15 protein-coding genes and 1 pseudogene are annotated in these 13,456 nt (G+C 72.7%); 5 read left to right on the forward strand and 11 right to left on the reverse strand.

All coding sequences use genetic code 11. The features are described 5' to 3' along the window. Nucleotides 1-109 precede the first annotated feature (109 nt). Nucleotides 110-577 (forward strand): cupin domain-containing protein, encoded by a 468-nt coding sequence (locus OG494_RS07600; RefSeq protein ID WP_328453321.1) that lies wholly within the window; start codon nucleotides 110-112, stop codon nucleotides 575-577. 135 nt (nucleotides 578-712) lie between these two features. Here OG494_RS07600 and OG494_RS07605 read toward each other — a convergent pair whose 3' ends face one another. Further along, nucleotides 713-1,570 carry a glycoside hydrolase family protein gene (locus OG494_RS07605; RefSeq protein WP_328453322.1) on the reverse strand — a complete coding sequence of 286 codons (858 nt, stop codon included), beginning with the start codon at nucleotides 1,568-1,570 and terminating at the stop codon, nucleotides 713-715. Nucleotides 1,571-1,911: 341 nt separating this feature from the next. On the opposite strand from OG494_RS07605, the pseudogene OG494_RS07610 reads away from it, so the two are divergent. Then, nucleotides 1,912-3,222, forward strand: a pseudogene (locus tag OG494_RS07610) (FG-GAP-like repeat-containing protein); the annotation flags it as partial. Nucleotides 3,223-3,405: 183 nt separating this feature from the next. Here OG494_RS07610 and OG494_RS48325 read toward each other — a convergent pair. Then, on the reverse strand, nucleotides 3,406-3,822 hold the full coding sequence (locus tag OG494_RS48325) for a nuclear transport factor 2 family protein (protein ID WP_328616914.1): 417 nt from the start codon (nucleotides 3,820-3,822) through the stop codon (nucleotides 3,406-3,408). Between the two features lie 86 nt (nucleotides 3,823-3,908). Here OG494_RS48325 and OG494_RS07615 point away from each other — a divergent pair, with 86 nt between their 5' ends. Then, on the forward strand, nucleotides 3,909-4,490 hold the full coding sequence (locus tag OG494_RS07615; protein ID WP_328453325.1) for a TetR/AcrR family transcriptional regulator: 582 nt from the start codon (nucleotides 3,909-3,911) through the stop codon (nucleotides 4,488-4,490). A gap of 121 nt (nucleotides 4,491-4,611) precedes the next feature. Here OG494_RS07615 and OG494_RS07620 read toward each other — a convergent pair whose 3' ends face one another. The 7 genes from OG494_RS07620 to OG494_RS07650 all read right to left on the reverse strand — a co-directional run bounded on the left by OG494_RS07620 (nucleotide 4,612) and on the right by OG494_RS07650 (nucleotide 9,843). After that, nucleotides 4,612-4,887 carry a QcrA and Rieske domain-containing protein gene (locus OG494_RS07620; protein WP_328453326.1) on the reverse strand — a complete coding sequence of 92 codons (276 nt, stop codon included), beginning with the start codon at nucleotides 4,885-4,887 and terminating at the stop codon, nucleotides 4,612-4,614. A gap of 136 nt (nucleotides 4,888-5,023) precedes the next feature. Continuing rightward, nucleotides 5,024-6,247, reverse strand: coding sequence for an RNA polymerase sigma factor (locus tag OG494_RS07625; RefSeq protein ID WP_328453328.1), 1,224 nt, complete (start codon nucleotides 6,245-6,247; stop codon nucleotides 5,024-5,026). Continuing rightward, nucleotides 6,244-6,597: a YciI family protein gene (locus OG494_RS07630; RefSeq protein ID WP_442874469.1), complete on the reverse strand. Its 354-nt coding sequence runs from the start codon at nucleotides 6,595-6,597 to the stop codon at nucleotides 6,244-6,246. The genes OG494_RS07625 and OG494_RS07630 overlap by 4 nt, the downstream gene beginning before the upstream one ends. 5 nt (nucleotides 6,598-6,602) lie before the next feature. After that, nucleotides 6,603-7,337: a dihydrofolate reductase family protein gene (locus tag OG494_RS07635; RefSeq protein WP_328453332.1), complete on the reverse strand. Its 735-nt coding sequence runs from the start codon at nucleotides 7,335-7,337 to the stop codon at nucleotides 6,603-6,605. Nucleotides 7,338-7,481: 144 nt separating this feature from the next. After that, nucleotides 7,482-8,147, reverse strand: coding sequence for a 3-oxoacid CoA-transferase subunit B (locus tag OG494_RS07640; RefSeq protein ID WP_328453334.1), 666 nt, complete (start codon nucleotides 8,145-8,147; stop codon nucleotides 7,482-7,484). Continuing rightward, the gene (locus tag OG494_RS07645; protein WP_328453336.1) at nucleotides 8,144-8,896 is read right to left on the reverse strand and encodes a CoA transferase subunit A; all 753 of its coding nucleotides are present in this window, start codon (nucleotides 8,894-8,896) and stop codon (nucleotides 8,144-8,146) included. The genes OG494_RS07640 and OG494_RS07645 overlap by 4 nt, the downstream gene beginning before the upstream one ends. An 11-nt stretch (nucleotides 8,897-8,907) precedes the next feature. Continuing rightward, entirely contained in the window at nucleotides 8,908-9,843 is a 936-nt protein-coding gene (locus OG494_RS07650) for a hydroxymethylglutaryl-CoA lyase (RefSeq protein WP_328453338.1), read from the reverse strand. Between the two features lie 152 nt (nucleotides 9,844-9,995). Here OG494_RS07650 and OG494_RS07655 point away from each other — a divergent pair, with 152 nt between their 5' ends. Both OG494_RS07655 and OG494_RS07660 read left to right on the forward strand, forming a co-directional pair. Next, nucleotides 9,996-10,769 (forward strand): IclR family transcriptional regulator, encoded by a 774-nt coding sequence (locus OG494_RS07655; protein WP_328453340.1) that lies wholly within the window; start codon nucleotides 9,996-9,998, stop codon nucleotides 10,767-10,769. Nucleotides 10,770-11,127: 358 nt separating this feature from the next. Beyond that, on the forward strand, nucleotides 11,128-11,976 hold the full coding sequence (locus OG494_RS07660; protein ID WP_328453342.1) for an SCO6745 family protein: 849 nt from the start codon (nucleotides 11,128-11,130) through the stop codon (nucleotides 11,974-11,976). 39 nt (nucleotides 11,977-12,015) lie between these two features. Here OG494_RS07660 and OG494_RS07665 read toward each other — a convergent pair whose 3' ends face one another. Continuing rightward, nucleotides 12,016-12,792, reverse strand: a complete 777-nt coding sequence (locus OG494_RS07665) for a hypothetical protein (RefSeq protein WP_328453344.1) — start codon at nucleotides 12,790-12,792, stop codon at nucleotides 12,016-12,018. 104 nt (nucleotides 12,793-12,896) lie between these two features. Further along, a complete protein-coding gene (locus tag OG494_RS07670; protein WP_328453346.1) occupies nucleotides 12,897-13,307 on the reverse strand; it encodes a VOC family protein in 411 nt (136 codons plus the stop codon). Nucleotides 13,308-13,456: the final 149 nt, after the last annotated feature.

The raw sequence follows: 13,456 nt of genomic DNA on the forward strand, positions 1-13,456 counted from the left end.
GCCACCGGGTGGGCGGCGCTGCTCGGCGACGACGTCGCCCGGCGCGCGGTCGCCGGCCGCCTGTGTGTCCTCGGCTCCCTCTGACCGTCCACTTCGAACGGAGTAACCGATGAGCATGGCTTACCTCGCCCAGCCCGACCAGCAGCAGAAACTGGAGTGGCTCGACGGCGGCACGCTGTCGATCCTGCTCGACAGCGCGGCCACCGACGGTCAGCTGATGGTCGGCCGGTTCGACGTCGAGAAGGGTGAAGCGCCGCCGTTCCACTTGCACACCAGGGAAGACGAAGTCTTCATGCTCATCAAGGGCACCGCGCTGGTGTGGGTGGGGGAGGAGGAGATGGAGCTGGCGGAGGGCGGCATCGTCTTCCTGCCCAAGAACATCCCGCACGCCTACCGCATCACGTCCGCGAAGGCCGACCTGCTGGTGATCAACACCCCGGCGGGCATCGAGGGCATGTTCCGCCACGCCGGCCGGGACCGGGCCGAACCCCGCCCGGACGGCTTCGAGATCTCCCCGGAGCGGATGGCCGAGGCAGCGGAGAAGTTCGGGAACGTGATCGTCGGCCCGCCGCGCTGACCGCGGTTTGTCCGGGACCGATTTCCTCAGTGATCTGGACCTTTGGGGGAACTCGGGAGACGCCGGCCTGGTTCCGCCGGCGCCCCGGCGCTGGCGAGGAGACTACGGCGTGAGCGTCTACTGAGGACAGTCCGGTCACGCCGCGCGGTAGGCGACGCCGCTCGCGTTCGGGGTGGTTCCGGTGTACAGGCCGGTCCGGGTGGTCGACGTCGACAGCGAGAACCAGGCGTAGCGCTCGACGAACGACAAGCCGTTGAGCATCGCCGTCGAGCGGCTGACGAAGTCGGCCTGCTGGGCCGGAGACGGGTAACGCGGGGTGGTGCCGGAGAAGTCGATGAGGGCGTACTCGGTGACCCAGACCGGGAGGTGGTAACGGTTGCGGACGGCTTGGACGTAGGACTGCAGCTGCCCGGCCGCCGCCGTCGAGAAGTCGCCGCCGTACCAGTGCAGCGGGATGAAGTCGACGCGGTAGCCGCGTGCTTTCGCGCCGCTCATGAACCGGTCCAGCCAGCCGCCGGCGACGTCACCGCCGTAGGCGACGGCCGGGGCGCTCAGCCGCATCCCGGTGTTCTGCAGCTGCGGCCACAGGTTCAGCGCGGTGTCGACGGACATGCTCGCCTGCCCGGCCAGGTCCGGCTCGTTGAACGCGAGCAGGGTGGTGCCGTTGGCCTTCGCCTGCGCGAGCTGGGCGGGGGTGACGGAACCACTGCCCCAGATCATCGGGACGAACTCCGTCCCGGCCGGCGCGGTGATGCCCTGCTTGTCCGAAGCCCAGGTGTAGAACCACTTCGCGCCGACGTCGCTCAGCGCCGACGTCACGCCGGAGAAAGAGGCCGCGCTGACGCCCTTCTTGGCGTTCGCCGCGGTGGCCGGCACGGCGAGACCGCCGAGCGCGGCGACGACGATCGCCGCGGTGACGAGGATCTTCCCGAGTTTCCCGGGGCGCGGCCCGGACCCCCGTCGACGACCGGACGGCTCGGCGGAATTTCGCATTTTCGCGCCCTTTCTTCGTGGGCCGGATACTCGATCTTCGCACGGTTTCCGGCGCAAGTCCCGGTGGTTGCCCCGCAAAGACCAGTGCCGGCGACGGCGGCCGGAAGTTGTCCAGACAAGTTCGGACGCGGCTGTTGACACCATGCTCGAAACTGCTCAGCCTGAAACGCACTCAGCGTGCTTCGGGACTTCTCGCGGCGGTGTCGAGCCTCGGGAAAGCCTTGTCGATTCGGGAGGTTCCCGTGTTCCGCCGTTTCCTCGCCGTCTTCGTCGTGCTCGCTTTCGGTGTCCTTCTTGCGCCCGCTGCCTCCGCCGCCGCGCTCGGGCCCGCTGTGCGGGTGATGCCGCTCGGGGACTCGATCACCTGGGGGGTGGGCAGTGCGACCACGTCGTCCTACCGGGCGCCGCTGTCCCGGTTGCTGGCCGCGCAGTCGCGGTATTCGGCGCGGTTCGTCGGGACGCAGGCGTCGGGAAGCCTGCCCGGGCCGGCCAACGAAGGCCACAGCGGGTACACGATCGACCAGCTGACGGCGGGGATCGACGGCTGGGTCGCGGTCGACCGGCCGGACGTGGTGCTGCTGCACGTCGGGATCAACGACCTGGCCCGTGGCATCGACGTCGCCCGGGCGCCCCAGCGGTTGCGGACGCTCGTCGACCGGATCTTCGCGGACCGGCCCGGTGTCGCGCTGCTGTTCCTCGGGCTGATCCCGACCACCCCGGGGTTGGAGAGCGCGACGGCGTCGTTCAACAGCGGCGTGAAGGCGATGCAGGGGAGCGAACAGCAGGCGGGGCACCGGTTTCGCTACGTCGACCCGCCGGCGTTGACGTCGGCGGAGATGGCCGACGACCTGCACCCGGACGACGCCGGCTACCAGCGGATGGCGCAGAGCCTCTACGGGCCGCTGGACCAGGCGTACACCGACGGCTGGATCGCGTCCCGCCCGGCGCTCGGCGCGGCTTCGGAGGCCGGGGGCGCGGGCAAGGTGCGCTGGGCCGACTTCGACGGTGACGGCCGGGCGGACTACCTGACGGTCGCGAGCACGGGCGCGGTGTCGGCGTACCTGAACCGGGGCGGCGACGGCCGTGGCGGCTGGTCGGTGCTGGGCCAGGTGGCGACCGGGACGACCACGGATCCCGCGCGGGTGCGGCTCGCGGACTTCGACGGCGACGGTCGCGCGGACTACCTGACGATCGCGGCGAGCGGCGCGGTGTCGGGGTACCTGAACCGCGGTGGCGACGGGCACGGTGGCTGGCTCGGTCTCGGTCAGGTGGCGACCGGGACGACGACCGACCCCGCGCGGGTCCGGTTCGCGGACGTCGACGGCGACGGCCGGACGGATTACCTGACGATCGCGGGCAACGGCGCGGTGTCGGCGTACCTGAACCGGGGTGGTGACGGCCGCGGTGGCTGGCTCGGTCTCGGTCAGGTGGCGACCGGGACGACGACCGACCCCGCCCAGGTCCGGTTCGCCGACTTCGACGGCGACGGGGCGGCCGACTACGCGGCGCTCGCCGCCTCCGGCGCGGTGTCGGCGTACCTGAACCGCGGCGGCGACGGCCGCGGTGGCTGGCTGCCCTACGGCCAGGTCGCCACCGGCCTGACGACGGCGGCCGACCGGGTCGCGTTCGCCGACTTCACCGGCGGCGGCACCGCGGACTACGTCCTGGCCGACTCCACGTCCACCGCGGCGACGGTCTACTCCTGGGAGGGCGGCGACGGCCACGGCGGCTGGACGGACCTCGGGAAGGTGGCCGGCGGCGTGGTCGTCGGCCGACGGACGGCGGGCCACCGCCGAGCCGGTCACCGGTGGGGCGCGAGGGTTCATCGCCGGCGCCTAGGCGCCGGCGACGCTGGCGAGGGTTTCGGCCAGTACCAACGGGTTGAGGTAGTCGCGGTACGAGACGACCAGGCCGTCCCTGATCCGGAGCACGGCGATGATCGTCTGGTGGAAGGGTGCGCCGGTGGGGACCACGGTGCCGTGGACGTCGTACTCGACGATCACCACCTCCGGGTCCTTGGTCTCGTGGATCACCGTGTTCCGGTACTCCTCGAACCTGACGAGACCGCTGGCCTGGGCCGTCAGGAACTCGCGGATCCGCTCGCGGCCCTCGAGGCGCCCCGGGACGCCGGCCGGGCGGTACGGCCACTCGACGTAGCCGTCCGGAGCCATCAGGCCGGCGAACGTGTCCGTGTCCATCTCGAGGCCCGCGCGCAGGACCTGCTCGACGACTTCGCGTGACGTGGCGGTCATGGCTGCTCCCAGTTCGTTGAACGCTTGTTGATTGAACGACTGTAGAACGAACTCGCCCGCTGGGTCAACAGCCGTAGAATGACCGCGTGACCGAACCGAGCGCCCGGCCGAGCAGGGCGCAGCAGCGCCGTCAGAGCGAGGAGCGGATCCTCGCCGCGGCCCGCCGGATCTTCGCCGAGCTCGGCTACGACCGGACCACGATCCGGGCCGTCGCGGCGGCCGCCGGGGTCGACGGCGGCCTGGTCATGCACTACTTCGGCAGCAAGGACCTGCTTTTCGCCCGCGCCTCCGAGATCCCCGCGGACGAGCTGCCCGGCGGCACGGCGGACGAGGTGGCCGAAGCGCTGCTCACCTCGCTGGGCCGGCGCCTGAGCGACGAACCGACCGCGTCCCTGGCGGTGCTGCGCTCGATGCTCACGAACGCTGACGCCGCCGATCGCTACCGGGCCGCCGGCGAGCCGCAGCTCAACCAGCTCACCGAGGCGATCCCGACGTCCGACGCCGACCTGCGCGCGAGCCTGCTCAGCGCGATCGTCCACGGCGTGATCGCCGAGCGGTACCTGCTGCGCCTCACACACCTCGCGGACGCGTCACCGGAGCAGATCGTCGACCTGCTGCGCCCGTGCTTCCAGAGCCTGGCCACGCCGCCGCCGGAGCAGCCCCGGTAAGCCCGGCGGAGGGCGCCGGCCACGGCAGGGCGCACACCGAAATCGCCAGGGAGACCGCGGCCACCAGCAGAACCTGTTTCACACCGGCGAATCTGCTCAGGTCCGGAGATACGCGCCGGAGTCACGCCCCGGCCGGCGGCACCAGCACCTCGACCACACCGCCGGCCTCCCGGACGACCAGGCGGGGCAGCGGCGCGGGCGTCGCCGGCAGCTGGTGGCGCAGCACCGCGCCGTCGACGGCGAACGACGTGCGGTGGCACGGGCAGTCCAGCTGCCGCGCGGGCGCGTCCAGGTTCAGCCGGCAGCCCAGGTGCGTGCACGTCGCCGACACCGCGAGCACCTGCCCGCCGGACCGCCGGACGAACCCCGCCACGGCCCCGAAGTCGAACGGCAGCACCGCCCCCTCGGGCAGGTCGGTCGCCGCGGCGACGGCACGCCACTCGCCGCCGTCCGGCCGGAGCGTGGTGTCCGGGGGAGGGGACGGGGGGCGCCGCGGCCGGTTCGGCGCCGGACCCAGTGCGCGTCGCGGCCGGTCACCCCAGGCGCGCGGCGCGGGTCAGGAGGTGGCGCCGCTCGGGTTCGCTGGTGGTGCGCCGGGCCGCCTCGTGGTAGCCGGCGCGGGCCGCGTCGTGGTCGCCGGCCAGCTCCAGCAGGTGGGCCCGCACGGACACGAGGTGGTGGGACGCGGCGATGCGGTCGTCGGCCGAGACGGCGTCGAGCAGGGCCAGCCCGGCCGCGGGGCCGTGCACCTCGGCCACCGCCACCGCCCGGTTGAGCGTCACCGTCGGGTTCGGTGCCACGCGCTCCAGAACCGTGTAGAGGGCCAGGATCTGCGGCCAGTCGGTGACGCCGGCGGTGGGCGCCTCGTCGTGGACGGCGGCGATGGCCGCCTGGAGCTGGTAAGGGCCGATCGGGCCACGCGCCAGGGTGTCGGTCACCAGCGCGACACCCTCGGCGATGGCGGTGGTGGTCCAGAGCGTCCGGTCCTGCTCGCTCAGCGGCACCAGCGAGCCGTCCGCGGCCGTGCGGGCCGGGCGGCGGGCGTCGGTCAGCAGCAGCAGGGCCAGGAGCCCGGCCACCTCGCCGTCCCCGGGGACCAGCCGGTGCAGCTCGCGGGCCAGCCGGATGGCCTCGGCCGTCAGCTCGGCCCGCACCAGCCGCGCCCCCGACGTCGCCGTGTAGCCCTCGTTGAAGACGAGGTAGACCACCTGGAGCACGACGCCGAGCCGCTGTGCCTGCTCGGCCGGCGGCGGCAGGGCGAAGCCGGCGCCGGCCGCCTTGATGCGCTGCTTCGCCCGGCTGATGCGCTGCGCCATGGTCGCCTCGGGCACGAGGAAGGCCCGGGCGATCTCGGCGGTCGACAGGCCGCCGACGGCCCGCAGGGTCAGCGCGATCTGCGACGACGGCGTCGGCGCCGGGTGGCAGCACAGGAACAGCAGCGTGAGGGTGTCGTCGCCGGCTTCGGCGCCGGCGGGCAGCTCGCCGCCGGCGGGCGGAGGCGGCGTGCGGATCGCGTCGGCCTCCTCCCGCCGGCGGCGGGCGGCGTCGCTGCGCGCCTGGTCGGCGAGGCGCCGCGTCGCCACCGTCGTCAGCCACGCCCGGGGACTTTCCGGCCACCCCTCGACCGGCCACTGGGCGGTGGCCGCCACCAGGGCCTCCTGGACGGCGTCCTCGCAGGCGTCGAACCGGCCGTAGCGGCGCACCAGCGCGCCGAGCACCTCCGGGACCAGCCGCCGGACGGCCTGCCAGTCGGTCACGGCTCGATGTTCGCCTCGTGCATCAGCGGCCGGACCTCGACACCCCAGTGGCGCGCCGACGGGTTGCGCGCCGCGATCTCCAGGGCCCGGTCCAGGCTGTCGCAGTCGAGGATCGTGAAGCTGCCCAGGTACTCCTTGGCCTCGGCGTAGGGGCCGTCGGTCACCACCGGCGTCCCGCCGGCGACCCGGACCATCTTGGAGTTGAGCTGGTCGGCCATCCCGTAGGCGCCGACCAGCTCCCCGGACTCGAACAGCTCCTGGTTGAGGGCGTCGGTCTCGCGGATGAGCTCGGCGAGGGCCTCCGCGCCGATCGAGGTGAAGGCTTCCTCGTTGCCGTAGATCAGCAGCATGTACTTCACAGCGCGCTCCTCTGCTCCGCCTGGGCCGGTCCGACGAGGTCACCGCTGGCGCCGCGGTCGTCCAGCACCAGTTTCGCCCGCCCGGTGACGGTATAGCGGAGGTGGGTCACCCCGGGCGAGTCGACGACCCGGGCCGGGACCAGCTCGATGCCGTCGTCCGCGCCGAGGCCGAGGCCGGCGAACAGGTGCTGGCCCTCGCCCAGCAGCACCGGGGCGATGTGCAGGTCGAGCTGGTCGAGCAGCCCGGCGGTCAGCACCTGACGCAGGAGCTCGCCGCCGCCGGCCACCGCGACGTCCTTGCCGCCGGCGGCGTCCCGGGCCAGTTCGACGGCCCGCCCGGGTCCTTCGGTGACGAAGGTGAAGGAGGTGCCGCCCTGGCGTTCGAGCACCTCCCGGGGCCGGTGGGTGACGACGAACACCGGGGCGTGGAACGGCGGCTCGTCACCCCAGGGGAACTCGCCGGCGTCGAACATGCGCCGTCCCATGACGTAGGCGCCGGCCGCCGCGAACGTCTCCTCGACGATCTCCGAGTCGACCGACCGCTCGCCGCCGGCGAAGCCCTGCCGCTCCCGCCAGGCCGCGGCGTCGACGGCCCAGCGGGTGACCCGGAAGAACCCGGGTGCCTCCGGGCCCCGCATCCAGCCGCTCATGTCCCGGGGGTTCCGGGTGTCGCGCGGTCCGGTGTAGAAGCCGTCGAGGGACACCGACATCTGGGCGGTCACCTTGGTCATCGTTGCTGCTCCGCTCGTGGGGGCGGCCCTTTTCGGCCGCCGGTGCCCTTGAGTCGGAGCCGATCGCGCGTTCTCGACACGTGCCGGTGGGAAAAATCCGGGAAGTCCCGCCGGCCGCGTGTTCGTGGCGCCCGCCGACGGACCTCAGACGCGTGACACGCTGCCCGGTGGCCGGGCCGGCACGACCCGCAGCGGCGCGTCCGTGGCCGTGCGGACCTCGTCCTCGGTGACCCCGGGCGCCGTCTCGGCCAGGACGAGGCCTTCGGCCGTCACGTCGATGACGGCGAGGTCGGTGATGATCCGGTTCACCACGCCGAGCCCGGTGTAGGGCAGGGTGTTCTCGCGCAGGATCTTCGGGGAGCCGTCCTTGGCGGTGTGCTCCATCAGCACGATGACCCGCCGGGCGCCGTGGACGAGGTCCATCGCGCCGCCCATGCCCTTGACCATCTTGCCGGGCACGGCCCAGTTCGACAGGTCGCCGCGTTCGGAGACCTGCATCGCGCCCAGGACGGCGACGTCGAGGTGGCCGCCGCGGATGATGCCGAACGAGAGCGCGGAGTCGAAGAACGACGCGCCCGGGCGGACCGTCACGGTTTCCTTGCCGGCGTTGATCAGGTCCGGGTCGACCGCGCCGGGCGCCGGGTAGGGGCCGGTGCCGAGGATGCCGTTTTCGCTGTGCAGCACCACGTGCACGTCTTCGGGCAGGTAGCCGGGGATCAGCGTCGGCAGGCCGATGCCGAGGTTGACGTACTCGCCGTCACGCAGTTCGGCGGCCGCGCGCGCGGCCATCTGGGCACGGGTGAGGCTCATCGCCCGACCTCCGTCACGGTCGTCTTTTCGATGCGTTTTTCGAGGTTCGGCGCGTGCACGACGCGCTGGACGAACACGCCCGGCAGGTGCACTTCGGCCGGGTCGAGCTCGCCGGGTTCGACCAGCTCCTGGACCTCGGCGACGGTGATCCGGCCGGCCATCGCGCACAGCGGGTTGAAGTTCTGCGCGGACTTCTCGAACACGAGGTTGCCGTGCCGGTCGCCCTTCGCCGCCGAGACGAGCGCGAAGTCCGTGATGATGGCCTCCTCGAGAACGTGCGCGATGCCGCCGAACTCCCGGGTTTCCTTGGGGGGTGACGCGACCGCGACCGAGCCGTCGGCCGCGTAGCGCCACGGCAGTCCGCCGTCGGCGATCTGGCTGCCCACGCCCGCCGGGGTGAAGAACGCCGGGATGCCGCACCCGCCGGCGCGCAGGCGCTCGGCGAGCGTGCCCTGCGGGCAGAGCTCGACCTCGAGCTCGCCGCCGAGGTACTGGCGGGCGAACTCCTTGTTCTCCCCGACGTAGGACCCGGTGACGCGGCTGATCCGCCGGGCGGCCAGCAGGATCCCGAGCCCCCAGTCGTCGACCCCGCAGTTGTTCGACACGACACGCAGGTCGCCGACGCCCAGCTGGTACAGGGTCTCGATCAAGGTGGTCGGGATGCCGCAGAGACCGAACCCGCCGACGGCGAGCGACGCGCCCTCGGCGATCCCGGTCAAGGCCTGTTCGGCGGTGACGACTTTGTCCATGCCTGTTCTCCTCAGGAAGTGCCGGCGAGTGCCGTGACGGTGCGGGACGGGCTGGGCCGGCCGAGGCGCTCGGCCAGCCAGACGCTGGTGTCGACCAGCTTCCGCAGGTCGACGCCGGTTTCGATGCCGAGCCCGTGCAGCTGCCAGAGCAGGTCCTCGGTGGCGAGGTTGCCGGTGGCGCTGCCCGCGAACGGGCAGCCGCCCAGGCCGCCGGCGGACGCGTCGACGAGGGTGACGCCCTTGCGCAGCGCGGTCAGGGTGTTGGCCAGCGCCTGGCCGTAGGTGTCGTGGAAGTGCACGGCGATCGAGTCGACCGGGATGGCGGCCGCGATCAGGGCGTCGAGCACGGCCGCGACCCGGCCGGGGGTGGCGACGCCGATGGTGTCGCCGAGGCTGAGCTCGGTGCACCCCAGCGCGCGCATGCGGGTGGCGACGTCCAGGACGCGCAGGACGGGAACCTCGCCCTCCCACGGGTCGCCGAAGCACATCGACAGGTAGCCGCGCACGCCGATCCCGGCCTCCCGGGCGCGGGCGACGACCGGGGCGAACATCTCGAGGGACTCGCCGACCGTGCGGTTGAGGTTGCGCCGGGAGAACGTCTCGGTGACGCTGCCGAACACCGCGATGTCACGGACGCCCAGGTCGAGCGCGCGCTCGAGGCCGCGCAGGTTCGGCACCAGCACGGGGTAGCGCACGCCGGGGGCGACGGTGATCGCCCGGAGCAGCTCGTCGGCGTCGGCGAGCTGCGGCACCCACTTCGGGTGCACGAAGCTCGTCGTCTCCACGATCGTGTGGCCCGCGTCGACCAGGCGCTCGACGAACTCGGCCTTGACCGCGACCGGCAGCACGGTGGCCTCGTTCTGCAGGCCGTCCCGGGGGCCGACCTCGCAGATGGTCACCCGGGGCGGCAGCGGGAGGCCGTCGAAAGGTGTGACGCCGAAGTCCAAGACCGCTCCTGTCGTCTGTTCAGTGAACGCCGCCGCAGTCAACGGCGGCGGGCGACAGCCCGTCAACCACCTGCTGGTCTCGCGGCCGGAAGTTCTCGGCTGGCGGGCAATCACGGCGAGAGCGTTCACTGAGTGAACGTAGGATCGGTGGCATGACCGCTCCTCCCTCGACCGTGATCGGCCGGATCGCCGCGGTCCTGCGGGCGCTGTCGGCCGCGCAGCGCGACGGCGCGTCGACCTCCGAGATCGCGCGGGCGAGCGCGCTGGCCCGCCCGACCACCCACCGGCTGCTCGTGGCGCTGGCCGACGAGGGTTACGTGGACCGGGACCAGCGCAGCGGGCAGTGGTTCCTCGGACCGGAGCTGTACCTGCTCGGCGGAGTCGCCGCGAACCGCTACGACGTCACCCGGCACGCCCGCGCCAGCGTCCACCGCCTCGCCGCCGCGACCGGCGAGAGCGCGTTCTTCTCCGCCCGCCGCGGCGAGGAAACGGTGTGCCTGCTGCGCGAGGACGGCGCGTTCCCGATCCGCTCGTTCGTGCTCTTCGAAGGCGCCCGGTTCCCGCTCGGCGTCGTCTCCGCCGGCCAGGTCGTGCTGGCCATGCTGCAGGACCGCGAAATCGACGACTACCTCGGCCGGACGGACCTCACGCCCCAGTGGGGCCCGCAGCACCGGGCGGAGGCGGTCCGCGAGCGGATCGCCCGCACCCGCGAACTCGGTTACGCCGTCAACCCGGGGCTCGTCGTCGAGGGCAGCTGGGGGATGGCCGCGGCCGTGTTCGACCAGGCCGGCGAGCCCGCCTGGGCCTTGACCCTGACCGGCGTCGAGTCCCGCTTCCGCGACGACCGACGTCCCGAGCTCGGCGCTCTGCTGCTCGACGAAGCACACCGGTTGACCAAGGCCCTGCAAGCCCGGATGGGCAGCTGAGCCCTTCCGCGCCGGCCTGCCGCCGGACAGCGCCCTGTGCCCGGACCCTGATTTCTGGTGCATTCGCTGCCATGTCGAACGGGGAGTTCGCTTATGCCGCAACCGTTTCCCCGACACCGTCGGCCGGTTGTGGGCCCGGTGAAGCGGGGGAAGTGGCTGGTTCCCGGTCGGAACAAGCTGCCCCTGTGGTCAGCCTCTAGCGGGACTCGAAGCTGTGGCGCGCCGGCGTGGACTGGTATCCCCCCGGCGGTGGCCGATCGCCGGCTTTGTGCTGGTGTCGCTCGGGTTCGCTCTCGACCGGCTTCGTGGCCACCGCTGGACGGCCCACGCCGTACCGACCGGATGGTATGTTGGCCGCGTGATCGAAGCGGCGCGGCAGACCTGGCGATTCCTCGAGCCCTACCACGGAATGATCTACTTCGCCCCGGAAGCGGCGGCCGCCTACGAGGAACTCGGGCTCACCGGGCGTGCCGGGTACTTCGCGTCGAGGTCGGCGGCGCTCGGCGCGGTGCCGGCGCCGGTCGTGGTCGCGACCTTCTACAACTTCAACCCCGTCCTCGTCCGGGAGTCGATCACCACCGCCTGGTCCACCACCGACCCGGCCGCCGTCCTCGCCGCGCGCTACGCCGCGGCCGACCGGGCCCTGCGCGCCGTGCTGGGTGACGCGATCACCTCGCCCGAGATGCGCCGGGCCGCCACTCTCCTGCGCGAGGCCGCCGAGGCCGTCACCGGCGACGTCACCGGCCGGCCGCTCTTCGCCGCCCATGCGTCCCTGCCGTGGCCCACCGAGCCGCATCTCGTTCTGTGGCACGCACAAACCCTGCTTCGGGAGTACCGCGGCGACGCGCACATCGCCGCCCTGCTGACGGCCGGTCTGCGCGGCATCGAAGCCCTCGTCACCCACGCCGCTTCCGGTGCGGTCCCCGCCGAAACCCTGCGCACTTCCCGGTCGTGGTCCGAAGAGGACTGGAACCGGGCCGTCGCCGGCCTCCGCGAGCGGGACTGGCTCACCGGCGACGCCGACCTGACGTTCACACCCACCGGCACGGCCCGCCGAGCGGAAATCGAGACGGCGACCGACGAGAACAGCGTGATTCCCTACGCGCACATCGGCGAGTCCGCCTGCGCGGAACTGCAGACACTGGTCCGCCCGTACAGCCGCGCGCTCGCGAAGGAACTCATGCCCTGGGCCCTCGCGAGGCAGTAGCGGGACGTCGTAGCGCAGCGGCCGCCGAAACCGCGGTCGTCAGCTGCACCAGCCGGTGAACGAGTGATCCGCCTTGTAGCGGAGGTTCACCGTCCGGGTGTTGGCCGGGAGCCGGATCGGGCCCGGCCGGTCCGGGTCGAACGCGAAGCCGCCGCCGACGAACGTCGCGCGGGACTTGGCCGGGTCGGCGGGGCTGTCGCCGATCGCCCAGATCTCGATCGCGGTGACCTTGCGGCCGAAGTGGGCGGCGACGAACAAGCTGCCCTTGCCGTTGCACGGGATCGAGACGTAGTCGTCGTCGGCGGCGGGAGTCAGCACGGCAAGACCTTCTTCCGTTGTCGTGGGCCGGGGTTCGGGGTCGACGCCGGGCCAGTGGTCGGCGACCGACGAGAGGTCGTAGCCCGGCGCGACGTCGCCGCGGTACTGCTTGGCGACCGCGCCGGCCGGGATCGCGGGATCGCCGTCGAACCGGGCGATCCAGTAGTGCGGCTCGGCGACTCCCGCCGCGCGGAAGGCGGCGCGCACGGCCGGCCAGGTGGACGCGTTGCAGTAGACCGTCGGATCGGCTCCGGCGGCGCGGCGCAGCCGCACCCAGCCGGGGGCCTGCTCGGGCCGGGCGTCACCGGGCTCGACGTCGAGCACGTGCCCGGCGTTCGTCGTCGCCTTCTTGACGATCTCGACCTTCACCGCGTCCGGGAACCGGGCCCAGTCGGCGTCGGTCCAGGGCTCGAGCCTGATCTTGTCGATGTAGCCGGCGACCATGGCCGCGGTGAGCGGGATGTGCGTCGCCGTCACGGCGTCGTACATGGTGCGCATGTGCCCTCCGTCCGGGAGTTCCGCGCCGGTCTTCGTCGGCGGGAAGCCCGGCTGGGGTCACGGTTACAGAGCGCGTCGACAATCCGTCGACACCGGGAACGGGCTCAGCGCAGTTCCTGGATGCGGATCAGGTTGCCGGCGGGATCGCGGAAGGCGCTGTCGCGGACGCCGTACGGCTGCTCGATCGGCTCCTGGACGACCTCGGCGCCCGCGGCCTGCACCTTCTCGAAGGTGGCATCGAGGTCGGGGGTGGCGAGCATGATCCAGCCGAAGGTGCCCTTCGCCATCATCTCGGTGATGGTGCGGCGCTCGACGTCGGTGATGCCGGGGTCGGCGCCCGGGGGTGCCAGGAGGAGGGACGTGCCGGGCTGCCCGGGCGGGCCGACCGCGATCCAGCGCATCGTGCCCTTCCCGACGTCGCTGCGGACCTCGAAGCCGAGGACGTCGCGGTAGAACGCCAGCGAGGCGTCCGGGTCGTCGTGGGGGAGGACCGTCGTGTGGATGGTGATGTCCATGGCGGTCACGCTAGCCGCGATCCCGCGTACCCGGACGGCGACGGGCCGCCGGCTCCCGGAGGGGAACCGGCGGCCCGGGTGCCGGACGGGGTGAGCTCCTGCCCGTCGGCGAACCGTCGTTCCGGCCGTGGTGCCCGGGCTCGCCGGGG

It is taken from the genome of Amycolatopsis sp. NBC_00438, assembly GCF_036026695.1.
Taxonomy (GTDB): Bacteria; Actinomycetota; Actinomycetes; order Mycobacteriales; family Pseudonocardiaceae; genus Amycolatopsis.

Coding starts and splice junctions, on each gene's coding strand:
- OG494_RS07600 (WP_328453321.1), top strand. CDS start 110: ATGAGCATGGCTTACCTCGCCCAGCCCGACCAGCAGCAGAAACTGGAG.
- OG494_RS07605 (WP_328453322.1), bottom strand. CDS start 1,570: ATGCGAAATTCCGCCGAGCCGTCCGGTCGTCGACGGGGGTCCGGGCCG.
- OG494_RS48325 (WP_328616914.1), bottom strand. CDS start 3,822: ATGACCGCCACGTCACGCGAAGTCGTCGAGCAGGTCCTGCGCGCGGGC.
- OG494_RS07630 (WP_442874469.1), bottom strand. CDS start 6,597: ATGCTGCTGATCTACGGCAACGAGGAAGCCTTCACCTCGATCGGCGCG.
- OG494_RS07635 (WP_328453332.1), bottom strand. CDS start 7,337: ATGACCAAGGTGACCGCCCAGATGTCGGTGTCCCTCGACGGCTTCTAC.
- OG494_RS07640 (WP_328453334.1), bottom strand. CDS start 8,147: ATGAGCCTCACCCGTGCCCAGATGGCCGCGCGCGCGGCCGCCGAACTG.
- OG494_RS07645 (WP_328453336.1), bottom strand. CDS start 8,896: ATGGACAAAGTCGTCACCGCCGAACAGGCCTTGACCGGGATCGCCGAG.
- OG494_RS07655 (WP_328453340.1), top strand. CDS start 9,996: ATGACCGCTCCTCCCTCGACCGTGATCGGCCGGATCGCCGCGGTCCTG.
- OG494_RS07665 (WP_328453344.1), bottom strand. CDS start 12,792: ATGCGCACCATGTACGACGCCGTGACGGCGACGCACATCCCGCTCACC.
- OG494_RS07670 (WP_328453346.1), bottom strand. CDS start 13,307: ATGGACATCACCATCCACACGACGGTCCTCCCCCACGACGACCCGGAC.